Origin of the sequence: Bartonella sp. M0192 (assembly GCF_016102305.1) — a bacterium.
Lineage (GTDB): Bacteria > Pseudomonadota > Alphaproteobacteria > Rhizobiales > Rhizobiaceae > Bartonella > Bartonella apihabitans.
Genome location: NZ_JACFOU010000001.1, coordinates 1308810 through 1334739 on the forward strand (window position 1 = coordinate 1308810; position 25930 = coordinate 1334739).

The window sequence follows — 25930 nt, forward strand, 5'->3', positions numbered from 1 at the left end:
TAATGAAAAAAACTGTTCTGGCTTATGGGGATTCCCTGACATGGGGCTTAAATCCGATAAACCAAACACGTTATACCAACGAAATTCGTTGGCCGCGTGTGCTGGAACAGCAATTCAACGGCGCGATTGAAGTTGTCGAGGAAGCATTGTGCGGCCGCACAACCTGTTTTGATGATAAAACTTCAATCGACGACCGGAATGGTGCAGCAATCCTTCTGACAGTCCTGGGCTCATGTCATCCGCTTGATCTGGTGATCATGATGCTCGGCACCAATGACTTGAAGAAATTTGTTGCGGGTTCCGCAATGGCAGCATGTCTGGGCATGAAACGGCTTATCAATATTGTCCGTTCCTATCCTTATATGTCGCAGACGGAACCTCCGGAAATTATTATTGTTTCTCCGCCTCATCTGGCGGAGACCACTCATCCTTTAAGTGGCGAGCGTTTTAGTGGTGCTATTGGAGAATCCAAAAAGCTGTCGATTTTTTATTCGGATCTTGCTGACGAGATGGAATGCGCCTTCTTCGATGCTGCATCTGTTGCAATCGCGTCACCTGTGGATGGCGTTCATCTTGACGAAAACAACACAAAAGCAATTGGCAAAGGGCTTCAACCGTTGGTACATGTCGTTCTCGGCCTTTAGTTCTATCTTTCCCCATGGAGGAAAAATTGGCAAATTCATATGATGTTATTGTTATCGGTTCTGGCCCCGGCGGATATGTTACCGCAATCCGTTCTGCCCAATTGGGCTTCAAGACCGCTATTGTCGAACGCGAACACCTTGGCGGTATTTGCCTGAATTGGGGATGTATTCCGACAAAAGCGCTGCTTAGAACAGCAGAAATCAAACATTTTAGCGAACATGCCAAAGATTATGGCTTGAAACTCAACGGTTCGATCGAGGCCAACATCAAGGATGTCGTGCAACGCTCCCGCACTGTTTCTGCCCGTCTTAATGGCGGTGTCGGCTATTTGATGAAGAAAAACAAGATCGACGTTATTTGGGGCGAGGCAAAGCTCACCAAGGCAGCTTCAAATGCCGGTCTTGGTGAAATTGTCGTCGGTAAAATTACCAAAAAAATTATGCAGCCACAAAACCCTATTCCGAAGGGCACTTTGGGCGAGGGAACATATCAGGCCAAGCATATTATTGTGGCAACCGGCGCGCGTCCGCGTACGTTACCGGGCATCGAACCGGACGGGAAACTGGTTTGGACCTATTTTGAAGCAATGGTTCCTGAAACTATGCCGAAATCCATCGTCGTTATGGGCTCGGGCGCTATCGGAATTGAGTTCGCTTCCTTTTATCGTGACATGGGCGCGGAAGTCACGGTTGTGGAAATGATGCCGCAAATTATGCCTGTTGAAGATGCGGAGATTGCTGCATTCGCACGTAAGCAATTGGAGAAAAAAGGAATCCGAATCCTTACCGAAGCGAAAGTTTCGAAAATCGAAAAAACGTCCAATTCTGTGACAGCTCACATTGATATAAAAGGCAAAACTGAGACCGTTACTGCAGATCGTCTGATCTCTGCGGTGGGTGTGCAAGGCAACATAGAAAATATCGGGCTTGAAGCGTTAGGTGTAAAAACCGAACGCGGTTGTGTGGTAATTGACGAATGGGGACGCACCAATGTGCCCGGTATTTATGCTATCGGCGATGTTGCGGGTGCTCCTATGCTGGCCCACAAGGCCGAAGAAGAGGGCGTGATCTGTGTCGAGCATATTGCCGGTCTTGAAACAGCCGAACCTTTGGACAAGAGAAAGATTCCAGGTTGCACCTATTGCACGCCGCAAGTTGCTTCCGTCGGATTGACCGAAACCAAAGCCAAGGCCGCAGGCTATGACATAAGGGTCGGGCATTTTTCGTTTTCTGCAAACGGCAAGGCAATTGCTATGGGAGAGGATCAGGGTATCGTCAAAACCATATTTGACCGGAAAACCGGCCAGTTACTTGGTGCACATATGGTTGGAGCAGAAGTAACCGAACTGATTGAAGGTTTTGTGGTTGCGATGAATCTTGAAACCACAGAAGAAGAGCTGATGCATACAGTCTTTCCTCATCCAACGCTTTCGGAAATGATGAAGGAAAGTGTCCTTGATGCTTATGGGCAGGTTTTGAACGCCTGACGAACATCAAGAAGTGAATTGCATTCTTATTGCTTATACTCCATATGAGGGGAGAAAGAGCGTGAGGTACTAAATGGTTACCGTTGTTGACACTTTATCGCAGAAACGGGTCCGGCATCCGGAAAAAGCCAATCGACCGGATTCAGAGGTTTTAAAAAAGCCTGATTGGATCAGGGTGAAAGCGCCGTCATTGCGTGGGCAATATGCGGAAACCCGTCATATTGTGCGTGACAACAATCTGGTGACAGTTTGCGAAGAAGCCGGATGCCCGAATGTTGGTGAATGCTGGACTCAAAGGCACGCAAGTTTCATGATTTTGGGGGCAATATGCACCCGTGCATGTGCCTTTTGTAATGTTGCAACCGGTATACCTCTTCCTGTCGATAAGGATGAACCGGAACGCGTTGCCGATGCAGTCAAACAAATGGCGCTTAAACATGTAGTAATCACTTCTGTTGATCGTGATGATCTTCCCGATGGTGGTGCCCAGCATTATGCCGATGTCATTCATGCAATCAGAAGAAAGTCACCTGGTACCACCATTGAAATCCTCACGCCTGATTTTCGTCATAAGGAAGGTGCTCTCGAAACTGTGGTTGCGGCCAAGCCGGATGTATTTAACCATAATCTTGAAACTGTGCCGTCAAAATACCTGACGGTGCGTCCGGGTGCGCGTTATTTCCATTCGATCAGACTGTTGCAGCGGGTCAAGGAGCTTGATCCATCCATCTTTACAAAGTCCGGTATTATGGTCGGACTTGGTGAAGAACGGAATGAAGTTCTTCAATTGATGGATGATTTGCGTTCGGCCGATGTTGATTTTATGACCATTGGCCAATATTTGCAGCCGACGCGTAAACATCATCCTGTTATCCGCTTTGTTACGCCGGAAGAGTTCAAATCCTACGCCATTATTGGCAAAACCAAGGGTTTCCTTCATATGTCTTCAAGTCCGCTAACCCGTTCATCACACCATGCGGGCGAAGATTTTGAAGCACTGAGAAAAGCTCGCGCAGAAAAGCTGGCTCATCAACGCGGATAAAGAATGCCAAAATTTAATACCCAGCGGAAAGTTCAGCATACCGATCTCGAGATGTTCAATCTTGTTTCGGATGTTGAACGATATCCCGAATTTTTGCCAATGTGTGAATCCCTCAACGTTCGCTCGAGCGAAGAGAGGGGAAATAAAACCCTGCTTACTGCCGATATGACAGTTGGCTATAAAATGATCAGGGAAACTTTCACGACGCAGGTTCTTTTGGATAAAGAAGAGCGGCGTATTGATGTTCGTTATATTGACGGGCCATTCCGCTACCTTGAAAACCGCTGGATATTCAAGCCCCTTGAAGATGGCAAATCATGCGAAGTTGAATTCTATATTGATTACGAGTTTAAAAGCCGGATGCTTGGCATGCTTATGGGCGCTATGTTCGATATAGCATTCAAGCGTTTTACCGAAGCTTTCGAGATGCGGGCAGACAAGATTTACGGGGCGGCAGAGGCCTGAAGACGGTTTAATCACGAAGTTTGCTATCTGATTTAATAAACATTTTGAAAGCAGTTTTCAAAATGTGGTTTTAAACTGGATAAAAATTATAAAGTTTAATGAAATCAATATATTAAATAAGTTTAAGTTTTAATTTTATCAATTCCATTCTATTTTCTGATGAAAAACAGAAGACAGGTTATGGCTCTTGATGAGAAACTTGAAGATTACGTATTTTGTGTTCATTTTCATTTGTATCGCGGTCTGGTTGGCAACCGGCGAATTTTACGGCATCAAAGATGGTTATTTTGCTTTCAGGCGGGAAGCCATCCAGCTCACAGGTCTTCTCGCTTTTGTGGCAATGAGTATGGACGTGGTAATTGCCTGTCGTCTTAGAGTGATAGATGATGCATTGGGTGGGCTTGATAAAGCCTATCGGCTTCATAAATGGCTTGGCATTACCGCACTTGTTACCGCTGTTATCCATTTTCTCCTTGCCAAAGGAACAAAATGGGCCGTCGGCTGGGGATGGCTCGTAAAGCCTGTTCGTCAACATATTGATATAGCCAATTTGCCTCAAAAAGTCGGGCTTGAATATGTGTTCTCGATTTCCAGAAAGAATGCCGAGTTTTTTGGGGAATGGGCTTTTTATATAGCGGTTGTTTTGTGTCTTGTTGCGTTGATAAAGCTTATTCCTTACCGGTTTTTTGCTCATGTCCATACAATTTTTGCAGCGGTATATCTTGTTTTAGTGTTTCATGCGGTTGTGTTGACAAAATTTGCCTATTGGGGCGAGCCATTCGGTTTGTTGGTAGGTGTTTCATCAATTTTTGGGGTCATTGCTGCAATTACAGTTTTGCTCAAACGGTTCGGCTTCGGCCGTCATATCGCGGCGATAGTGACGGACTATGCGATTGATAAAGCCAATGATGCAGTACGCTTGACTTTAAAAGTTTCCAATAATTGGGCCGGTCACAAAAGCGGACAATTCGCATTCGTCACACTGGATAAAGGAGAAGGCGCACATCCTTTCACAATAGCGTCCCATTGGAATCCGCAAAAACCCTTTTTGACGTTTTTTGTTAAAGGTTTGGGAGACTATACCGATAAACTCGTAAAACAGAATCTAACCGGCAGGAAAGCGCGCGTTGACGGGCCTTACGGAAAGTTTTGTTTTAGCGACGACAAATTACCCGAACAAATATGGATTGGCGCAGGCATAGGAATTACGCCATTTCTTGCAAGACTTGACGAGTTGGCTTCATCAAAGAAAAACAATAAAGCACAAATAGACTTTGTTTATGTTGCCCAAACGATTAGTGGAAGCGAGAAACAAAAGCTTGTCGAATTGGCGCAATCGGCTGGTATCAGATTGAAAATTTGGCTAACGCCTGAAGAGGGAAGGTTCAATGGATCCTTGTTAAGGCACCTATTTGTGAACTGGAAACAATCGTCAATATGGTTTTGCGGGCCTATAAAATTCGGTGAGACGCTGGAAGATGACATGGTTAAAAGTGGCTTTGCCCGTCGGCATTTTCATCGGGAATTATTTCAACTGCGATAGGTTCACATAGCTCCAAAAGGTTGTACGATTTTATCGTCGGAACGGGGGCAAACTTGCTCATGAACGCCTTTAAATCGGATAGTTAAAGGCCGCTCCTCATTCCGATTTTAAGTCTCTATCGGGATGGCCTGTATAAAACCCAGTAACTTTAACTCCGGCCAAAGGGGAGTGCGGAGCTATTGTCATAATTTTACAGGCGAAAAAATTGGCGACAAATATAGATTTCGCCAAGCTTGATTAAGAATCGTTATTTGATTTCCTCCGGTCCGGTTTAAATTCCCCGAGGAGCTTTGACCGTAACCGGTGTCCTGAAGTCAATCTCCATTGTAAACTGCGATTAAAGCTAAGGAAGGTAGTGATTTCCGTACCAGACTGAAATCGCACTGGCCGCTTAGTGGGAGTAACGTGCAGCAATCATCAAGGCTAAGCTTTGTCGATCGCTTCTAGAACCAGATCCAACGCCCGTTCAACAGTCGCATGACGAACGTTTTCGCGACCAAGATCGCCAAATCGGGCTTCAAAATGAAGTGTCGGCTTATTTGTCAACGCAACAGCCATGTGGACAAGCCCCACCGGCTTTTCGGCACTGCCGCCACCCGGGCCCGCAACTCCTGTAACCGAAACAGCAATATCGGCACCTGAATGTTTGACACCGCCTTCGGCCATTGCAATAGCGACTTCTTTCGACACAGCACCAAATGTTTTGATCATATCGGAAGGCACACCGACGAGCCTATTTTTTGCCTCGTTGGAATAGGTAATGAAGCCACATTCCACAACGTCGGACGACCCTGCAATGTCGGTCAGGCTGCCGATGATCAAGCCACCTGTGCAGGATTCCACAGTTGCCAGTTTCAAATGGTGTAAACGGCAGGCTTCAAGAACTTTTTTTGCCTTGGCTTCAGCAATAAGAGTCATTCTGGAACACTCCCCGGATAGATAACTGTCGCAGTTGCAATTGCAGCAATTCCTTCTTTGCGCCCGACAAATCCCAATTGTTCATTGGTCGTGGCTTTGACCGAAATACGGTCGGCAGATATGCCGAGCATATCCATGAGTTTTTCGGTCATTTCTTTTCTGTGTGGACCAACCTTCGGCGCTTCTGCAATCAGCGTAATATCCACATTGGCGATGCGCCCTTTGGATTCTTTTATAATAGATACAGCATGACGCACAAAAATATCCGACGAGACATCCTTCCATTGCGGGTCGGAAGGGGGAAAATGTGTACCGATATCTCCAGCACCCCGTGTAGCAAGCAATGCATCCGTCAAAGCGTGAAGAGCGACATCGGCATCCGAATGGCCGCTCAATTTCTTTTCATAAGCGATTTTTACGCCGCAAAGCGTCACTCCATCGCCCGGTTCGAATGGATGGACATCATATCCATTACCGGTGCGAACATCCGGAAATTGGAAAGAAGCGGGTGTCTGCTTTTCCTGATTTGTCATGGCTTCCTTTTTCATACGCAATTCGGCAATAGCAAGATCTGCAGGCCAGGTAATTTTCATATTTTCACTGCTGCCAGCCACAAGTTTTATACCGAACCCTGCCCATTCCGCCAAGGCACAATCGTCGGTAAAACCGGTTAATCCTAGGTTCGCGGCTTTTTCATGCAATTTTAAAATTTTAGAAAAAGGAAATGCCTGCGGCGTTTGCGCCCCGAAGAGATGATCGCGCGGCACTGTCTCGACAACTATGCCGTTATCATCGGCACGTTTGAGTGTATCGGAGACTGCTACAGCAGGTAAGATTCCGAAATCTTGAGACAGCGCATTATCAATCCGTCCCAGAAGTAAACCGGAAACAAAAGGCCGTGCACCATCATGAATAAATACATATTGAGGTTTGTTGGCTACACTCAGACTATTCAATGCGCGGAGACCGCAAAGGGTCGATATCTGTCGTGTGTTTCCACCGTGAACAATCGTGACATGGTCTGCCAAGTCACCAATTGCTTTTTGACAAAGCATTTCGTCATCGCGATGGATGACCAATATGATGGTTGTAAACAGCCCGCTATCCAGAAAACGCTTGAGCGTGTGAAAAATGACTGCATGACCGCCAAGCGGTCGATATTGTTTGGGGCCATTTTCAGGCGAACCAATGCGTTCACCCCTGCCAGCGGCTAATATGATGGCTGCGTTGGATATGATGCGCCCCTTCAAAATTGATTATAACAACAAAACAATAGATTATAACGTGAATTCCGACTGGGATATTAGTTCAAAACTTTCGCGTTTTCATCATGCTCGTCATGTTCATGGATACCGAGACGTTCCCTGAAAGTTGGCCTTTGCAAATCGGCAATGGAAGTTGCCTTCAACACGTCGAAAAAAGCTTTTAAAGCCTTACTCAATGTTGCATTGAGGCCGCACGAATTCACCAATGGGCATTCAATGGCACCACTTTCAAAGCACTCCGCCATTGCAAAATTTTCTTCTGTAACTTTCACAACGTCGGAAACAAAAATCTCGTCAGCCGGCTTGGCAAGCTTAACGCCGCCATTACGTCCACGCACGGTTTGCATTAATCCGGCTTCGACCAGTGGATGAAGAATTTTGAACAAAAACAGTTCGGAAACCGAATAGGCTTTGGCAATTTCCGGTACGCGGCTCAACTCTCCTTCGTTAGCAGCGCAATACATCAACATCCGGATGGCATAATTCGTCTGTTTTGTGAGCCGCATTTCCATTCCTTTCTGTTAGAGACATCTCTCTATAATTTAGAACGATTCTTAAAAATGTGAAGATGTTTTCTTTACTTTTTTTAGAAGGTTTTATCAAACCATTGTCAATAAGCGTCTTTGGTTTTGGTAATTGGAAGCAATCAACAGGAATAAAGTGGATAAGAATAATGGTATTAAAACTATCCTAGCAGCATAATTTGTCCTGATTTTGACAAAACAAGCCGGATATCCAGACATTGTAACGTGACAAGAAAGAGGAACTCAAGACTAGCCAATGCCTGTGACGCTTGAATAGCACATCGTTAAAATCTGACGCTCGGACGGCGCATAGGTGAAACAAGGAAAAAACGTCCGACAGAATCTATTCCGGTTTAGTGATTGGAAAAGAATATGCTCCAACCCATTTTAACATGAATGACAACAGAATTTTGAAGATGCAACAAATTCGATTTTTGCAAAATTCGTTATCCGCTTTTCAAAAGGAACAAGTGCTGACTATTTTATAGAGCGAATTTATATTATTGGTGACAATGAGTGGACATCTGCCGAAGTCGTTTTAGAATGATAAACGAGTTTTATAGAAAAATTTCGGTAAGCATGTGAATGAATATCATGAATTCACTCGATATGAATTCCATTATCATTTTGTAAAAGGGGACTTTTCCTTCATAATTAGGGAAGGTTCAATTCTTTCTGTTGCATTTTCGCCACAAAGTGTTGCATCATTGTCGAAACAATGGGTTGGATCGGGAAGAATCACGAATTGGTAAAACCGGAAGATAAAAGCTTATATGGCGTCAAACGACGGAATATGCATGCATTCTTCGGAATCATGGTTATTGCATTGGCTTTGCTAACGGCAGTTGTCTCTTTTGCTATTCTGTTGGGTTTTACGCCGATTATTCCAAGCACTTTCGTGACGCTTGTCCTCATTGCCGTCAATAGCGTATGGGTGCTCGGGCTTATAGCTATCGCTTGCTATGAGTTAATGCCGATTATTCAAGCGTGGAGAGCAAGAAGGGCTGCTTCAAGACTTCACGTCAGAATAATTTCGCTTTTTGCACTTGTTGCAACATTGCCTGCCGTTGTGGTTGCAATTGTTGCCGGTGTAACACTCAATCAGGGGCTCGATCGTTGGTTTGATACAACAACAAGACAGATTGTGGCTTCCTCGATCGATCTCGCCAATGGTTACGCAGATGAGACATTGCAAAACCTGAAAAATTCTTCATATGCTATGGCCCTTGCACTCGACAACCGCAGGCTTCTGGCATTAAATCCTACCGAATACAGGTTGCAACTCACCCGCCATGCGGCAGGGCGGGATTTGCGCGGAGCTTTTTTGCTAAGTCCGAACGGCACGGTTTTTTTGCAAAGTAATCTCGGTGGTGAGGACAAATTGCCAATACCGCCAGCAAATCTCATTGTTCAAGCGACAAATGGCAGTCCGTTCACTTTTCAACCCGGTGAGCATGATTATTTTGGTATCATCTTAAAACTGAACGATATACCAAATACATTTCTTTATCTTGTAAGGGACGTCGACGAACGCGTTTTATCGGCATTGCGTCTGACCGAAGCCAATACCGCACGTTATCGTGATCTTAACGAAAACCGTGTTCCGACACAAATTGCTTTTGCTGTCCTTTATCTTTGTCTGTTTCTCAGTCTGTTGATTTCGGCAATCTGGACAGGTATTGCCGTGGCAGACCGTTTGGTGCGACCCATCCGTCTGCTGATCGGTGCGGCCGATGATGTCGCTTCCGGCAATATGGATGTTGTGGTTCCCGTTCGTGCCAAGGATGGTGACATCGGTCAACTGTCCCGGACATTCAATTATATGGTGAGCGAGCTTAAAAGTCAGCGCAATGAGTTGATTTCTGCGCGTGACCAGATAGACGAGAGACGTCGTTTTTCGGAAGCAGTCCTTGCCGGTGTCAATGCAGGGGTTGCGGGAATTGACGAAAACGGGGATGTTACGACTATCAATCGTTCTGCGCAGACAATGTTCAATCTTGATCCGAAAGAAGTTGTCGGAAAAAGTCTTATGTCGCTCAATGCGGATATTGGACAAGTATTCGAGGTTGCGCGTTCATCGGGACGCAAAAATCATCGCGAACAGGTTACCCTTTCGCAAGACGGACGTAATCGGGTTTATAATGTGCAGGTTACGATGGAGGAAAACGATGGTAACGGGCAATCATGGGTTTTAACAATTGATGACATAACCGATCTTGTGGAGGCTCAAAGGTCGAGTGCATGGGCCGATGTTGCCCGTCGTATCGCCCATGAAATAAAAAATCCGCTGACACCGATACAATTATCGGCCGAACGCATACGCCGGCGTTATGGTAAGGTGATTACGGATGATCGGGATGTTTTTGACCAATGTGTCGACACAATCATACGGCAAGTTGGCGATATCGGAAGAATGGTCGACGAGTTCTCGTCTTTTGCCCGAATGCCTAAGCCGGAAATGCACCTGCTTGATATGCGGGAGCCGTTAAGAGAGGCCTTTTTCCTTGTTGAAGTGTCACGTCATGATATCAAATTCGAGCGGGATTTGGGAGAAGAGCCACTCATGGGCGAATTTGACAGCCGGCTCATCGGGCAGGCATTCGGAAATGTTATAAAAAATGCAAGTGAAGCAATTGATGCAATTGCGGTCGATAAAGCGATCGAGGGACATATCCTCGTGCGTTCTTATCGCGAAGGGGATAAACTTATTGCCGATATAATAGATAATGGCAAAGGCCTCCCCAAGGAACAAAGACAAAAATTATTGGAACCCTATATAACGACACGAGAGAAGGGGACCGGATTGGGACTGGCAATCGTGCGTAAAATTGTAGAGGAACATGGAGGCTATATGGAATTACATGATGCACCGGTAAATTTTTATAATGGTCGTGGTGCAATGATCCGTATGGTCTTTCCGGCAGCAGGTATTGGCAAATCTGATGTTGTTAAAGTAGATGTTGAGAAATAGGACGGTTAAGTAAGATGGCTTCAGATATTTTGATTGTCGATGATGAAGCGGATATACGCGAACTCGTCGGTGGAATACTCGAGGATGAAGGGCACGAAACACGTCTCGCTGCCAATTCGGACGAAGCACTCCAGCAAATCGAAAACCGTGTTCCGCGATTGATTTTTCTCGACATCTGGTTGCAGGGAAGTCGTCTGGATGGTTTGGCACTGCTTGATAAAATCAAAACGCGTTATCCTGATTTACCCGTTGTGATGATTTCCGGCCACGGAAATATCGAAACGGCTGTTTCGGCGATTAAACGCGGTGCTTATGATTTTATCGAAAAACCGTTCAAAGCGGATCGTTTGATTTTGGTTGCCGAGCGGGCGCTTGAAACATCCAAGTTGAAACGCGAAGTCAATGAATTGCGCAAACAATCAAGTGTTACGCCGGAATTGCTTGGCAAGTCGCTTGTGATGAACCATTTGCGCCAGACGATTGAAAAAGTGGCGCCCACCAATAGCCGTATCATGATTACCGGCCCATCAGGTTCAGGTAAAGAAACGACAGCGCGGGCAATCCATGCCCTTTCAAACCGTGCAAACGGCCCATTTGTGACAATCAATGCGGCAACCATTACTCCTGAAAGAATGGAAATCGAACTTTTTGGAACCGAAATGGATGGAGGGGAGCGTAAAGTTGGTGCTCTTGAAGAAGCACATGGCGGCATTCTCTATATTGACGAGATCGCGGACATGCCGCGCGAAACACAAAGCAAGATTTTGCGCGTTTTGACCGACCAGACATTTGAACGGGTGGGGGGCAGCAAACGCGTTAAAGTGGATGTGCGTGTTATCTCGTCAACAGCACAGAATCTGGAAGGGTTGATTGCCGAAGGCCGTTTTCGTGAAGATCTGTTCCACCGTCTGGCAGTTGTGCCGATTGCTGTTCCACCACTTGCAAGCCATCGGGAGGATATTCCCGAACTTGTGCATTATTTTGTGCACCAGATTTCCGAGCAGGCTGGGATAAAACCACGTGAAATCGGTGATGATACGATGGCAATTCTACAGGCTCATAGTTGGCCCGGAAACATCAGACAGTTGCGCAATAATATCGAGCGTTTGTTGATTTTGGCACGCGGCGAAGGAGGAGACGGTCCGATTACGGCCGAACTTCTGCCTGCAGAAGTCGGCGATACATTGCCACGCGCACCCACTGACTCGGATTTACATATTATGGCGCTGCCGTTAAGAGAAGCGCGAGAACTTTTTGAAAAGGAATATCTGGTTGCACAAATCAACCGGTTTGGTGGTAATATTTCGCGTACTGCCGAATTCGTCGGCATGGAGCGGTCTGCACTGCACCGTAAACTGAAATCGCTTGGAGTTTCTTAAAATATGCGCGTCATCATTTGCGGGGCTGGTCAGGTCGGCTACGGGATAGCAGAACGTCTTTCCAATGAACAACATGACGTTACGGTTATTGATATCGAGCCGAAGCTGATCGAAAAAGTGCGTGATACTCTTGATGTTCGGGGTATTGTCGGACATGGCGCACGTCCTGATGTTTTGCGCGCTGCCGGTGCCGATGAAGCAGATATGCTCATTGCTGTAACGCTTTCCGATGAAGTCAATATGGTGGCATGTCAGGTTGCCCATGCGCTCTTCAATGTGCCGACAAAAATTGCACGTGTTCGTAACCAATCCTATCTTGATCCGCAATATCAGGGTTTGTTCCAGCGCGATGCTTTGCCAATTGATGTCGTTATTTCGCCGGAAATCGAGGTTGGCGAGATGGTGTTGCGCCGCATTGCTCTACCAGGTGCATTGGACGTTCTTTATTTCAGTTATGACGAAATTGTTGCCTTAGCACTTGAATGTATGGAAGATTGTCCCGTCATCAACACACCGCTTAGACAATTGACCGATCTTTTTCCGGATTTGCTAACGACTGTGACAGCCGTCAAAAGGGGAAAGAAACTCTTCATTGCCCATGCCGATACAGAATTGAAAGTGGGGGACATCACCTATCTTGTCGCTTCACGCAGTCAGGTGCGCCGTGCTTTGGGGCTGTTCGGTCATGACGAGCAGGCAGCAAACCGTATCATTATCGCAGGCGGTGGTCATATCGGACTTTATGTTGCCCGCGCAATGGAAAAACGTCAACACAAGGCAAGGTTACGCATTATCGAAGCGGATAAAGCGCGGGCGCTTGCTATCACCGATCAATTGGATCGTACCGTTGTGCTGAATGGTAGTGCCCTTGATCCGGCGATTTTGCAGGAAGCCAATGTCGAACAGGCCGATCTGATCGTAACATTGACAAATCAGGATCAGGTCAATGTGCTGAGTGCCATTATGGCCAAAATGTTTGGTTGCAAGTCGAATATGGTTCTCATTAACAATATTGCTTTTCAGGAATTTACCAGAACTGTAGGGATTGATTCCCATCTTAATCCGCGCAGTGTCACAATTTCAAAGGTGCTTCAGCAAATGCGTAGGGGGCGTATTCGCTCGGTCTATTCGGTGTCGAACGGAGAAGCCGAAATTATTGAAGCAGAAGCTATGCAGACGTCTCCACTTGTCGGAAAGCCCTTGTCAGAACTCGAATTACCTCAAGGTTTGCGTATTGGCGCTATCTATCGCGACAATTCGATGATCCGTCCAAAGGGGGATACACGTGTTCTTGCAGGCGATATGGTTGTCATTTTTGCAATGGCCGATGCAGTACGGGATGTAGAACAACTGTTTCGTGTCAGCCTGGAATATTTCTAAGAGGTCTTCGAATGGATATCTGCACTTTCTGGTATGGAGATCGCTTGCGTCCTATTGATTGGCTGTGCCTTTCGTCAATGGTAATGACCGGTCAACATGTCAAACTTTATAGCCATGGAAATGTGGAAAACGTGCCTGAAGGTGTCGAGCTCCTTGAGGCGGAGCCGATATTGCCGCTTTCGACACTTTACCGGCTTGACCCGAAATTTCCGGATTTCAAACCTATCCGTACAATTGTGCAATTGTCTGATCTGTTTCGCGTGAGGCTCATGAAAAACCGCGCCGGTGTTTGGCTTGATACCGATGTCTACCTTGTCAAACAATTCCATCCGGAAGAGGGAAAGGTATGGCTTGCCCGAGAAAATCGTTCGCGCGTAGGGGTTTCTGCGCTTTATCTTCCGGCTGACAATCCTATCATCAAGAAATATGATGACTATCTTGAAAGCGGCCAAATGGTGCCGGACTGGCTCGGTTTTCATCGGGGAATATGGATACCGTGGCGTCTCAAAAGACAAAAACTGCCTGTTGTCCCCGGACGATTGGGAATCACGGTTTTTGGCAATGACGGAATATCTAGGCTCGCCAAAAGATACGGCTTTTTTGGTGAGGCCAAAGAAAAGGAAACTTTTTATTATTGGACCGGTCGTGATACCGAACGTATTTTTGATCCTGCTTATGGTCTTGAGCCGCTAGACGATCCACGCTTTATAGGTTTTCATGTTCATAAAAAGGAAAGAACGACCGACCCTATTAAAGAAGGAAGTTTCTATGACTGGGCAACAAAAAGAATTCCCGGTTTTTTCAAGATAGTTGAACAGCAAAAAAATTAGAAAGTGCACTCGATCGGCTGTCATGGATTTGGGTCGGACAGGGTATCATGACTGTCGGGCAACAACTGCAATAACCGGATGTTGAAATTGAAATCATCAATTTTATATAAAGCCGCTTGCTGTTGTGTTTTTCTGTACCACGTTAAAACAATTGTAAATGTTGTTTGTATAAATGTGTGGGCCTTTGTTGAAAGACTTGAAGTTGAAGCGGGATGAACACATATAAAAACGCTGTTTCAGATGAAGAAATAGCATATGGTAATCTTCTTGAGATAATTCTCACACAAATCATCCGGTAGCGATTCCGATGGCCTTGCGTTTTAAGGCAAAACAAAAATCTATTGATCTTCTAATGGATTGATATTCTGGTTATAACGACATTTCAGGTCGCAAACGACGATTCGTATAATATGGAAGTGAAAATGAGTGATCCGATCCAGACTGCCCTCAATCTTGTTCCAATAGTTGTGGAACAGACCAATCGCGGCGAACGGTCCTATGATATTTTTTCCCGCTTGTTGAAGGAAAGAATTGTCTTTATCAATGGCCCGATTGAAGACAGCATGGCAATGCTTGTCTGCGCCCAACTCCTGTTTCTCGAAGCAGAAAATCCGAAAAAGGAAATCAGCCTCTATATCAATTCTCCCGGTGGCGTTGTCACTTCGGGTATGGCTATTTATGACACGATGCAATTCATCCGTCCCGCTGTTTCAACTCTTTGCATGGGGCAGGCAGCTTCTATGGGGTCGCTTTTATTGACTGCCGGTGCCAAAGGACATCGTTTTGCATTGCCGAACGCACGCGTTATGGTGCATCAGCCTTCCGGCGGCTTTCAGGGGCAGGCCTCGGATATCGAGCGTCATGCGCAAGATATCATCAAAATGAAGCGGCGGCTGAATGAAATTTATGTTCATCATACAGGTCAGGATTATGAGACCATCGAACGTACACTCGACCGCGATCATTTTATGACAGCAGATGAAGCGAAAGAATTCGGCTTGATCGATGAGGTCATCCAGTATCGTGCCGAGGCCGAAGAAGAACAGAGCGACTAAATTTTACAAGATCGGGTAGCGGTCGTTTCAATAATTTTTGAAACAATAAGCCATCAAATCGCCGCTTCCCGATTTTTAGTAAAAAATAACATTTAGCGTTTACATGTTTTAGGGGAAAAAACGGTTACATAGATGGCCGTAATTTTGATTTGTTTTAGTTTCTTGGTGGAATGGGCTTGAAAAGTTTAACCGAAAAGGCAAAATATTTCATGCAATTCGGGCGAAAGGATAAAGGAAATGAGCAAAATTGGTAATAACGGGGGCGATTCGAAGAATACGCTTTATTGCTCATTCTGCGGCAAAAGTCAGCATGAGGTGCGTAAGCTTATCGCTGGACCCACGGTGTTCATTTGCGACGAATGTGTCGAGCTTTGTATGGATATTATCCGTGAGGAAAATAAATCTTCCGGAGTGAAAGCACGTGATGGCGTTCCGACACCGCAGGAAATCATGGCTGTTCTTGATGATTATGTAATTGGCCAGTCACATGCTAAGCGTGTTTTGGCAGTTGCTGTCCATAACCATTATAAACGTTTGGCAAACCAGTCGAAAAGCAATGATATCGAATTGTCGAAATCGAATATTCTGCTGGTTGGACCAACAGGATGCGGTAAAACTTATCTGGCGCAAACACTTGCCAGAATTATTGACGTGCCGTTTACAATGGCCGATGCAACCACTTTGACTGAAGCAGGCTATGTCGGTGAAGATGTCGAGAATATTATTCTGAAGCTGTTGCAAGCTGCCGATTACAATGTCGAGCGGGCACAACGCGGCATCGTGTATATTGACGAGGTTGATAAGATTTCGCGTAAATCCGATAATCCCTCCATCACACGTGATGTCTCGGGCGAAGGTGTCCAGCAAGCATTGTTGAAGATTATGGAAGGTACGGTTGCGTCGGTTCCCCCGCAGGGTGGTCGCAAACATCCGCAGCAAGAATTTTTGCAAGTGGATACAACCAATATCCTGTTTATTTGCGGTGGTGCATTTTCCGGCCTTGAAAAAATTATCTCTGCACGTGGAGAAAAAACATCAATCGGGTTCGGTGCCACAGTCAAAGCACCGGATGAACGTCGTATTGGCGAGATTTTTCATGATCTCGAACCGGAAGATCTGTTGAAATTCGGTTTAATTCCGGAATTTGTCGGCCGTCTGCCGGTTATAGCAACTTTGGAAGATCTGGATGTGGATGCATTGGTTCAAATCCTGTCGCAGCCGAAAAATGCATTGGTCAAGCAGTATCAGCGCTTATTCGAAATGGAAGATGTCAAATTGACATTCCATGATGATGCATTACGGGCAATTGCCAATAAAGCTATCGAGCGGAAAACCGGCGCACGCGGATTGCGTTCCATCATGGAAAAGATTTTGCTGGATACGATGTTCGAACTTCCTACATTGGAAGGTGTTCAGGAAGTGGTCATTTCTAGTGACGTTGTAGAAGGTAAAGCGCGTCCGCTTTACATCTATGCCGAGCGGGACCACTCCAAGGAAAATGCATCGGCTTGATTTTTCAGATGGTCGGACAATAAGATCCGACCACCTATGCGTTTAAAATATCGGGCGATCTTGTCTTTCGTTATCGCGTAGCTCTTGATTTATAGGTGGTGAGCCACCACCTAATCCCTTTGTGCGTGGGTATCTGCTTAATATGAGGGGTGCCGACGTTGCAAACGAGCCCAAGGCTCCAGAAAGGAAATGTTATGCAACATGATTTAGAGAAGACGGCGGATGTCGGCAGTAAGCTTTATGCTGTTTTGCCGCTTCGCGATATTGTTGTCTTCCCCCATATGATTGTGCCGCTATTCGTTGGTCGCGAAAAATCCATTCGTGCTCTTGAAGAGGCGATGGGTCAGGATAAGCAGATCCTGCTGGCTACCCAGAAGAATGCTTCGGACGATGATCCAAAGGCCGACGATATTTATGATGTTGGTACATTAGCGAATGTGCTGCAGCTGTTGAAATTACCGGACGGGACTGTCAAGGTTCTGGTGGAAGGTGTAAAGCGCGCCAAAATTACCGGTTTTTCGGATAATCCGGACTATCACCAAGCTTATGCAACACCACTTGATGAACCGGAAGAAGACAAGGTCGAGATCGAGGCACTGATGCGTTCGGTCATCTCGGACTTTGAAAACTATGTGAAATTGAACAAGAAGATTTCTCCGGAAGTCATTGGTGCTGTCAGCCAGATAGATGATGCAACGAAACTTGCCGATACGGTCGCTTCCCATCTGGCAATCAAGCTTTCCGAAAAACAGGAAATGCTTGCATTATTGTCTGTTCGCGAAAGGCTCGAGAAAGCACTTGCCTTTATGGAAGGCGAGATCTCTGTCTTGCAAGTTGAAAAACGGATACGTTCGCGCGTTAAACGCCAAATGGAGAAAACCCAACGCGAATATTATCTTAACGAGCAGATGAAGGCTATTCAGAAAGAATTGGGCGATGGCGAAGATGGCCACGACGAAATTTCTGAATTGGAAGAACGCATCAAGAAAACGAAATTGTCGAAGGAAGCCCGTGAAAAGGCAGAAGGTGAAGTCAAGAAACTTCGCAATATGTCTCCTATGTCGGCTGAAGCGACAGTAATACGTAATTATCTTGATTGGCTCCTCGGTATCCCGTGGGGCAAAAAATCCAAGATCAAGAATGACCTTAACTATGCGGAAAAAGTTATGGATGAGGAACATTTCGGTCTTGAGAAAGTCAAAGAACGTATTGTCGAATATCTTGCTGTCCAAAGCCGTGCAGCCAAAGTAAAAGGGCCGATTATTTGTCTCGTTGGACCGCCCGGAGTTGGTAAGACTTCGCTTGCCCGTTCGATAGCCAAAGCGACCGGACGTGAATATGTGCGTATGTCTTTAGGCGGAGTGCGTGATGAAGCGGAAATTCGTGGTCATCGTCGTACCTATATCGGATCCATGCCCGGCAAAATCATCCAGTCGATGAAAAAGGCGAAGAAAAACAATCCGCTTTTCCTTCTCGACGAGATTGACAAGATGGGGCAGGATTTCAGAGGTGATCCGTCATCGGCATTACTTGAGGTGCTTGATCCGGAACAGAATAACACCTTTATGGATCACTATCTTGAGGTCGAATATGATCTTTCGGATGTGATGTTTGTAACCACTGCCAATACGTTGAATATTCCAGAACCATTGATGGATCGTATGGAAATCATCCGTATTGCCGGTTACACGGAAGAAGAAAAGATGGAGATAGCCAAACGCCATCTTCTCCCGAAGGTCATGAAAGAACATTCACTTTCGAAGAAAGAGTTTGTTGTAACTGATGAAGCGATCCGCTCGATCATTCAATATTATACGCGCGAAGCAGGGGTTCGCGGGCTTGAACGCGAATTGATGAAACTTGCACGCAAGGCTGTGACGGAGATTGTCAAGAAAGAAAAGAAGTCGGTTAAAGTCGATGACAGCAATATCGACGAGTTTCTTGGCGTCAAGATATTCCGTTACGGTCAGATTGAAGGTGAAGATCAGGTCGGTGTTGTTACGGGGCTCGCATGGACCGAGGTCGGCGGTGAATTGCTCACGATTGAAGGCGTTATGATGCCGGGTAAAGGCCGTATGACAGTTACCGGTAATTTGCGCGATGTTATGAAGGAGTCAATTTCGGCTGCTGCATCCTATGTCCGCTCGCGGGCTGTGGATTTTGGTATTGAACCTCCTCTGTTCGAACGCCGTGATATCCACGTTCACGTTCCCGAAGGTGCAACACCAAAAGACGGTCCGTCCGCAGGTGTTGCCATGGTAACGGCAATTGTTTCGGTTCTGACCGGTATACCTGTCCACAAGGATATCGCGATGACCGGCGAAATTACGTTGCGTGGACGGATTTTGCCGATTGGCGGGCTGAAAGAGAAATTGCTTGCAGCATTACGCGGCGGTATCAAGAAGGTGCTCATTCCTGAAGAGAATGCAAAAGACCTTGTTGATATTCCTGATAATGTCAAAAACAACATGGAAATTGTTCCGGTAAGTTTTGCAAGTGAAGTTCTCGATCATGCACTTGTTCGTCGTCCCGAACCGATTGAATGGGTAGAACCTGCAAATCCGCCGGTTACCAACAATATATCAAGTGATGAGGATGGCGTTACTTCTATAGCCCACTGAATCACATGTCAGTAACGACATATACTAAAATTGAGAAAAGGCAGTTTAGACTGCCTTTTCTTTTTATTTTCGTTTTTCAATTGTGAATTACGTTATTTTTTCCGTGAATAACTGTGATTATCCCGAAAATTCGGGCTTTTTTTGATAAATTTGGCTTCTGTTTGCCATAGTTTTCAATAAACTCGCACGCAACCGGTGGAATCACTATTGTCCGGTAATAGAAAGAAAGGAATTATCCAATGAATAAGAACGAATTGGTCAGCTCTGTCGCTGAAAAAGCCGGCATCACAAAAACTCAAGCGGCTTCTGCTGTAGATGCATTTATTGCTTCTGTCACCGATGCTTTGAAAGATGGCGGTGATGTTCGTCTTCCCGGTTTCGGTTCATTTGAAGTTTCCCACCGTGCTGCCACGAAAGGACGCAACCCTTCAACAGGCGCAGAAATCACCATTCCTGCCCGCAATGTTCCTAAGTTCTCGGCTGGCAAAGGTTTGAAAGACGCCGTCAACAACAAATAATCCATTGCCATGTTTTAAAAGCCCGGTCTTTTCTCAAGTGCCGGGCTTTTCATTGTCTTCGTGATGGCTATTTGCGGTTTTTCAAGTCAAGAAATGGCGCCAGTGCGTCAGTGAATTCGTGAAGTTCATGAATATTTTTTGCCCGGTTATATTTTTGACACCATGCGCGCAATGGAAAAAGTCCGGTTTCCCCGATGCCATCTACGAGAACAAGGGTGGATTTGCCGTTTCTCGAGCTTAGTAATATATTATCGAATTTCAGATCGTAGCAGATAATACTTGTTGTCTTTACCCAGTGAATGAAATCTTCAATTTCTTGACGATATTTTGGAATATCATTCTGGTAATGGCCAAAAGGCTTTGCATAATTTCCCGACGAATCCTGTTCAGCTTTGACGAGTAATCCCCAACCGATGTCAGTTGAAACGATTCCGGCAATCTGCATCAGATGTTTTTCATTTTCTGCCATATCGGGATCGGTAAAATGACGCATATATTCCCGAATTTCGCGGGTATTGGGCGAGTTGATATCGATTGCTTTTCTTAATTGTCGTAGACGCGAAAAACCGGCGATTTTTTTACGCCATGCGGGCGAGGGGATTTTTATCAGATAGTCGGGATTTTGCTCATTGATGTATACCGAGCGGGTTAATCCTTCAAACAACGGTGTTTTATCTGACAAGGTAAGGATATGTTTCATTGCGACTTCACCTCACTTTGTGCAAGGCCGTTAGATTTACTGTTACAGTTCCTGAAAACTTCACATCATGCATCCGGCGACCAATTGCGGGGTCAATGCATCGTAATGGCTGATTATTTTGGTCGGATTGAATGTGCTGACCGGCTTGTCGGTATAACCGAAATCGACTGCTATAACGGGAATATCTGCACTTTGTGCCGCAAGGATGTCGGTCTGGCTATCACCCACCATAACTGCTTTATCAGGCGAACAGCCAGCACGTTCGATGGTAGAAAGAATATGTCGGGCATCCGGTTTATGATAGGCAAATGTGTCTCCGCCGACAATCGTTACAAAACGATCGGCTTCGCCCATTCCTTCCAAAAGGTGACGGGCCAAATTTTCATATTTGTTGGTGCAAACGGCAAGCTTGTATCCCGCATCGGAGAGTTTTGTGAGTGCTTTGTCAACGCCTTCGAAAAATTGTGTCTTTCCCGGCATATTTTCTTCATAATGACGCATAAATACGGAAAGCAACTGTTCGACATGCGTATTATCCGGTTTGATGTTCTGGAAACTGAGCGCGCGTTCGATCATAATACGTCCGCCCATGCCGACAAGACGACGAATGTCAACAGGCTCGAACGTTTTGAGGCCTTCTTGCGCAAGACAGAAATTGAGGCTGTCGAGCAAATCCGGCGCGGAATCAACAAGTGTTCCGTCAAGGTCAAAGACAACAATAGGCGTGTTACTCACTGAAGTTTCTCCTCGTTCAACCATTTTTCGCAATCGGCAAGCGCGCGTTTTGTCAAAGCCTGTTTTTTAGCCAGTATTTTTTCTTTGCCGCGTAAACGCTTGCCTTCCGGTTTTTCAATCTCGACAGGCGGAAACAAACCGAAATTGATATTCATCGGCTGGAAGGATTGTTTGCCACCATCGTCGTTCATTATATGACCACGCGTGATATGATTAAGCAACGCCCCGAATGCCGTTGTGATTGGCGGTATGCGAGGTTCCTTCCCCTTATAGTCAGCGGCAGCAAAGCGCCCTGCCAAAAGCCCGATTGCAGCCGATTCAACATAGCCTTCACATCCGGTCATTTGGCCGGCAAAGCGCAAGTTTTTGCGTTTTTTAAGCCGTAATGTTTCGTCGAGCAAGACAGGTGAATTGAGATAGGTGTTGCGGTGGATTCCGCCAAGCCTCGCAAATTCGGCATCTTCAAGACCAGGAATCGAGCGAAAAATGCGCGTTTGTTCGCCATATTTGAGCTTGGTCTGAAAGCCGACCATATTATAGAGCGTGCCAAGCGCATTGTCTTGTCTCAACTGTACAATAGCATAAGCTTTTACAGTCGGATTATGTGCATTGGTAAGTCCCATGGGCTTCATCGGACCATGACGCAAGGTTTCGGGACCACGCTCGGCCATTACCTCGATAGGAAGACAGCCATCAAAATAAGGTACGTTTTCAAATTCATGAAATTCGATTTTTTCCCCGTCTGTCAGCGCTTGTACGAAGTGCTCATATTGCTCCTTGTCGAGTGGGCAATTAATGTAATCTTTGCCGGTACCGCCAGGCCCGACTTTGTCATAACGGGACTGATACCAACAAATATCCATATTGATACTGTCCCTATAAACAATAGGTGCAATTGCGTCATAAAATGATAACGAATTGGCTCCGGTAATGTCTACAATTGCTTCTGCGAGACGGGGGGATGTCAAAGGTCCCGTTGCGATAATTACATTCCCCCATTCTTTTGGCGGAAGTGTCACAAGTTCGCTGCGGTCAACACTGATCAGGGAATGGTTTTCAATGATATCGGTGATTGTTTTTGAAAATCCTTCACGATCGACGGCAAGTGCACTGCCTGCCGGAACCTGATGTTCATCAGCCACCTTCATAACAAGCGAATGGGCAAGCCGCATTTCGGCGTGAAGGAGCCCCACCGCATTGGTTGAAGCATCGTCGGAACGAAATGAATTGGAACAGACGAGTTCCGCCAGATTTGCAGTTTTATGAGCGGGCGTGTTTTCGACCGGCCTCATTTCATGCAAAATAACAGGAATACCGGCTTCGGCTATTTGCCACGCAGCCTCGCTGCCGGACAGACCGCCGCCAATAACATGGATTGGCTTCATAGAAAAATTCGACATCATCATTCTTTGCGCAAAACATAAGATTCCAAGCGTGGAACGGTCAATAACACCTTATGGTACAAAAGGCACTGAGACAATGACCGTTCTTCAGACTATTTTTTCAGTAGAATAGATTGAATATGTAAAATCTTGCCAGAATGATTATTGTCCGCAACCTCATTATGTCATTTGCGAGTAACAAGCGGTCGTCATGAAGTTACGAAGGGTGAAACTTTAGCAGTTCAATCCCGAAATATTGTCAAGATTAACCGGTCATTGCTGCTTTGATATAACGAGCAAGGTCCAAGAAAATGAGTGGTCGGGCGTATTATAGAAACAAGAAAATTGTAATCGCAAAAAAATTTGAGACGAAAGCATTGCTTCCCGTTAAAGATGAAGTGGTTCCGCTTTATCGCGAAAGAAAGTGAATTCGGATAAAGTGAGAAGTGAAGTGCGAAAAACGGTCCAAGAGCACTTTATCCGATATAGCTGTCGGAGTGGTATTGTTATCCGACATGAAGTTTTGCTTTTTGATAACGGGAATAATTACTCGAGTGAAACATATATTGGCGAATCAAAAACACTATATTTTTGGCGCTCATTCGTTACACAGTTTTTGCTTTATGATTACATTGGAACAATGAAAACAAAAGTCACTCGGATTGTCGAAAGGGGGAGGGGTATTGTTGCGCAATCGTAAAGCAAACCAAAGCGGACAATTTGACGACAAAAACCAAGTTCCGACGGTGGAAAACAAAACCTGACGACAAAAATCAGGGCAAATGCATTAACGATTTTTGTTGTGAAGTGAACTATTCGGGAAATCGGAAAAACGCAATCTTGCAAAGCCTTGTGAAGTTTATCGAAGATCTCAACCGGAAGTTCGCGCGAGGGTTGTTTTTATCTATTCGGCGGGAACATTGCCTGGAATGGTTCGCGAGGAGATATTTTGCCAGCTTATCTACGCATTATTCCTTGTCTTCAGAAATTATGGTGGTTCTTTTCTTAAATATCCGGTAAAAAACGCAAGAGTCGGCTTTTTTCCTTTGATTGATAGAAATTGAATGATATAGAGACGCCGCTTGCCTATGGTTTGTTGCAAACCTGATTATCAGGATTTGCGGATGTGGCGAAATTGGTAGACGCACCAGATTTAGGTTCTGGCGGGCAACCGTGGGGGTTCGAGTCCCTTCATCCGCACCAAAGCAACGGCCTTGAATGCAAAGAGAATTTTTGCGGAGTTCCGCGCGAGGCGGAAGTCCGTTTCATGGTATTCTGACGCTTGGGTGTTAGAGCAGAATTGGTATCGGACAGGGCTTAAGTACTTGTCCTCAGAAAAATGAAGGTTGTTCGATGCAAGTTACCGAGACGCTTAATAAGGGATTGCAGCGCGAGATCAAGGTAGTGATCCCGGCTAAAGATCTGGAAGCAAAACTAAACGAACGTCTTGACGACGCTAAAGACAAGGTCAAGCTGAATGGCTTCCGCCCTGGTAAAGTGCCTGTCAGCCATTTGAAGAAAATGTATGGCAAGTCGTTTATGGCTGACGTTATCAATTCGATTCTGAAGGATACGCCGCGTTCGATTCTTTCAGACCGCAATGAACGTTCGGCCACCCAGCCGGAAATTGATATGAGCGAAGACGAAAAAGAGGCCGAAAAGGTCTTGAATGGTGATGCCGACTTCGTCTTTACTTTGAAATATGAAGTTTTGCCGAAATTCGATCTTAAAGATGTTTCCGGCATCGCTGTTACACGCGAAGTCGTGGAAGTTCCTGAATCCGATGTTGATAAACAGGTCGAGCGCATTCTTTCTTCCACCCGTACCTATACGGAAAAGAAAGGCAAGGCCGAAGACGGCGATCGCGTAACGATCGATTATCTCGGTAAACTTGATGGTGAACCGTTTGAAGGTGGCGCTGATAATGATGCGCAACTTGTTCTCGGTTCCAAACAATTCATCCCCGGCTTCGAAGAGCAGCTTATCGGTGTGAAAGCGGGTGACAAAAAAGTCATTACAGTAAAATTCCCTGATGACTACAATGCAAAACATCTGGCTGGTAAAGAGGCCACTTTTGACATAACAGTGAAAGAGGTTTCAAAGCCGGACGAACTGAAAATCGATGATGAAGCCGCCAAAAAACTTGGTCTCGAATCACTCCAAAAGCTGCGCGACGTCATTCGCGAGCAAATCGAGAACCAATATGGCACAATCACACGTCAAAAAGTAAAGCGTCAGATTCTTGATGCTCTTGATAATGATTACGATTTCGAGACACCGGAACGTCTCGTCAATGTCGAATTCAATAATATCTGGGCACAAATCACCAACGAGTTGAAGCAAGCCGGTCGTACTTTCGAGGACGAGGAAACGACAGAAGAAGCAGCCCGTGAAGAATATCGCAAGCTCGCTGAACGTCGTGTCCGGTTGGGCCTTGTTTTGTCTGAAATCGGTGAAAAAGCCGGAATCAGCGTTTCGGAAGATGAGTTGCAACGGGCAGTCTATGATCAGGTTCGCCAATATCCTGGACAGGAAAAAGAAATATTCGAATTTTTCCGTCGTACTCCTGATGCAGTCGCCAATTTGCGTGCTCCTATATTCGAAGAGAAAGTCGTTGATCATCTTCTCGGTAAAGTCAAAGTCACTGACAAGAAAGTGACGGCCGAAGAGCTGATGAAAGAGGAAGAAGACGAAAATTCTCCGAAGAAATCAGGGGCAAAGAAAAAGACCGTAAGCAAGAAATCCGAAGACAAAAAGGCTGATGACAAGAAGTCTTCTTCGAAGTCTCATGCGGAAGAGAAAGCACCTGCCAAAAAGGCAGCCGCAAAAAAGACAACGAAAAAAGATTGATTTGCTGTTGGATAAAATAAATCAGGCCCGGTTTTTCCGGGCCTTTTTTATAAGGATAACACTCTTTGCTTGCACTTGCCGCTTGTTTGGACTAGCCAATAGAGATAAT

Annotated in this window: 19 protein-coding genes, 1 tRNA gene and 1 pseudogene; 15 read left to right on the plus strand and 6 right to left on the minus strand. The window is 45.7% G+C overall.

What is annotated here, in order from left to right; all coding sequences use genetic code 11:
• Nucleotides 1-2 precede the first annotated feature (2 nt).
• The 5 genes from H3S82_RS05755 to H3S82_RS05775 all read left to right on the plus strand — a co-directional run bounded on the left by H3S82_RS05755 (nucleotide 3) and on the right by H3S82_RS05775 (nucleotide 5181).
• The gene (locus H3S82_RS05755) at nucleotides 3-644 is read left to right on the plus strand and encodes an SGNH/GDSL hydrolase family protein (RefSeq protein ID WP_198232929.1); all 642 of its coding nucleotides are present in this window, start codon (nucleotides 3-5) and stop codon (nucleotides 642-644) included.
• A 26-nt stretch (nucleotides 645-670) separates the two neighbouring features.
• Entirely contained in the window at nucleotides 671-2131 is a 1461-nt protein-coding gene (gene lpdA / locus H3S82_RS05760) for a dihydrolipoyl dehydrogenase (protein ID WP_198232930.1), read from the plus strand.
• A gap of 73 nt (nucleotides 2132-2204) precedes the next feature.
• Nucleotides 2205-3173 (plus strand): lipoyl synthase, encoded by a 969-nt coding sequence (gene lipA, locus H3S82_RS05765; RefSeq protein WP_075869990.1) that lies wholly within the window; start codon nucleotides 2205-2207, stop codon nucleotides 3171-3173.
• A 3-nt stretch (nucleotides 3174-3176) separates the two neighbouring features.
• Nucleotides 3177-3638, plus strand: coding sequence for a type II toxin-antitoxin system RatA family toxin (locus H3S82_RS05770; protein WP_077971118.1), 462 nt, complete (start codon nucleotides 3177-3179; stop codon nucleotides 3636-3638).
• 190 nt (nucleotides 3639-3828) lie between these two features.
• On the plus strand, nucleotides 3829-5181 hold the full coding sequence (locus tag H3S82_RS05775) for a ferric reductase-like transmembrane domain-containing protein (RefSeq protein ID WP_198232931.1): 1353 nt from the start codon (nucleotides 3829-3831) through the stop codon (nucleotides 5179-5181).
• Between the two features lie 423 nt (nucleotides 5182-5604).
• Here H3S82_RS05775 and H3S82_RS05780 read toward each other — a convergent pair whose 3' ends face one another.
• The 3 genes from H3S82_RS05780 to rirA are packed head-to-tail and all read right to left on the minus strand — an operon-like array spanning nucleotide 5605 to nucleotide 7870.
• Nucleotides 5605-6099 carry a CinA family protein gene (locus H3S82_RS05780; RefSeq protein ID WP_198232932.1) on the minus strand — a complete coding sequence of 165 codons (495 nt, stop codon included), beginning with the start codon at nucleotides 6097-6099 and terminating at the stop codon, nucleotides 5605-5607.
• Nucleotides 6096-7352, minus strand: a complete 1257-nt coding sequence (locus H3S82_RS05785) for a bifunctional 2-C-methyl-D-erythritol 4-phosphate cytidylyltransferase/2-C-methyl-D-erythritol 2,4-cyclodiphosphate synthase (RefSeq protein WP_369459124.1) — start codon at nucleotides 7350-7352, stop codon at nucleotides 6096-6098. The genes H3S82_RS05780 and H3S82_RS05785 overlap by 4 nt, the downstream gene beginning before the upstream one ends.
• A 50-nt stretch (nucleotides 7353-7402) precedes the next feature.
• Entirely contained in the window at nucleotides 7403-7870 is a 468-nt protein-coding gene (gene rirA, locus H3S82_RS05790; protein ID WP_077971124.1) for an iron-responsive transcriptional regulator RirA, read from the minus strand.
• Nucleotides 7871-8681: 811 nt separating this feature from the next.
• On the opposite strand from rirA, the pseudogene H3S82_RS05795 reads away from it, so the two are divergent.
• From H3S82_RS05795 to H3S82_RS05830, 8 genes and pseudogenes are all read left to right on the plus strand, one after another.
• Nucleotides 8682-10859: pseudogene (locus H3S82_RS05795) on the plus strand (ATP-binding protein); the annotation flags it as partial.
• 14 nt (nucleotides 10860-10873) lie between these two features.
• Nucleotides 10874-12238 (plus strand): sigma-54 dependent transcriptional regulator, encoded by a 1365-nt coding sequence (locus tag H3S82_RS05800; protein WP_077971127.1) that lies wholly within the window; start codon nucleotides 10874-10876, stop codon nucleotides 12236-12238.
• Nucleotides 12239-12241: 3 nt separating this feature from the next.
• Complete coding sequence (gene trkA, locus H3S82_RS05805) at nucleotides 12242-13618, plus strand: Trk system potassium transporter TrkA (protein ID WP_077971131.1); 1377 nt, start codon at nucleotides 12242-12244, stop codon at nucleotides 13616-13618.
• Between the two features lie 11 nt (nucleotides 13619-13629).
• The gene (locus tag H3S82_RS05810) at nucleotides 13630-14448 is read left to right on the plus strand and encodes a hypothetical protein (RefSeq protein ID WP_198232934.1); all 819 of its coding nucleotides are present in this window, start codon (nucleotides 13630-13632) and stop codon (nucleotides 14446-14448) included.
• A gap of 422 nt (nucleotides 14449-14870) precedes the next feature.
• A complete protein-coding gene (gene clpP, locus H3S82_RS05815) occupies nucleotides 14871-15503 on the plus strand; it encodes an ATP-dependent Clp endopeptidase proteolytic subunit ClpP (RefSeq protein ID WP_077971133.1) in 633 nt (210 codons plus the stop codon).
• A 237-nt stretch (nucleotides 15504-15740) separates the two neighbouring features.
• Nucleotides 15741-17015, plus strand: a complete 1275-nt coding sequence (gene clpX / locus H3S82_RS05820) for an ATP-dependent Clp protease ATP-binding subunit ClpX (protein ID WP_077971134.1) — start codon at nucleotides 15741-15743, stop codon at nucleotides 17013-17015.
• Nucleotides 17016-17209: 194 nt separating this feature from the next.
• A complete protein-coding gene (lon, locus tag H3S82_RS05825) occupies nucleotides 17210-19636 on the plus strand; it encodes an endopeptidase La (protein WP_077971135.1) in 2427 nt (808 codons plus the stop codon).
• Between the two features lie 239 nt (nucleotides 19637-19875).
• Entirely contained in the window at nucleotides 19876-20154 is a 279-nt protein-coding gene (locus H3S82_RS05830) for an HU family DNA-binding protein (protein ID WP_077971136.1), read from the plus strand.
• 67 nt (nucleotides 20155-20221) lie between these two features.
• On the opposite strand, the gene H3S82_RS05835 is transcribed toward H3S82_RS05830, so the two are convergent.
• Genes H3S82_RS05835 through trmFO form a run of 3 tightly spaced genes read right to left on the minus strand, consistent with a single transcriptional unit; the run spans nucleotide 20222 to nucleotide 22989 of the window.
• Nucleotides 20222-20854, minus strand: a complete 633-nt coding sequence (locus tag H3S82_RS05835; RefSeq protein WP_198232935.1) for a YrbL family protein — start codon at nucleotides 20852-20854, stop codon at nucleotides 20222-20224.
• 60 nt (nucleotides 20855-20914) lie between these two features.
• Nucleotides 20915-21613, minus strand: coding sequence for a phosphoglycolate phosphatase (gph, locus tag H3S82_RS05840; protein ID WP_198232936.1), 699 nt, complete (start codon nucleotides 21611-21613; stop codon nucleotides 20915-20917).
• Nucleotides 21586-22989: a methylenetetrahydrofolate--tRNA-(uracil(54)-C(5))-methyltransferase (FADH(2)-oxidizing) TrmFO gene (gene trmFO / locus H3S82_RS05845; RefSeq protein ID WP_370541277.1), complete on the minus strand. Its 1404-nt coding sequence runs from the start codon at nucleotides 22987-22989 to the stop codon at nucleotides 21586-21588. Before trmFO ends, gph begins: the two co-directional genes overlap by 28 nt.
• A 1102-nt stretch (nucleotides 22990-24091) precedes the next feature.
• Between trmFO and H3S82_RS05850 the strand changes: the two genes are divergently transcribed.
• Together H3S82_RS05850 and tig are read left to right on the plus strand one after the other, a co-directional pair.
• A tRNA-Leu gene (locus H3S82_RS05850) sits at nucleotides 24092-24174 on the plus strand.
• A gap of 150 nt (nucleotides 24175-24324) precedes the next feature.
• A complete protein-coding gene (gene tig / locus H3S82_RS05855; protein ID WP_198232937.1) occupies nucleotides 24325-25821 on the plus strand; it encodes a trigger factor in 1497 nt (498 codons plus the stop codon).
• The last annotated feature ends 109 nt before the right edge of the window (nucleotides 25822-25930 follow it).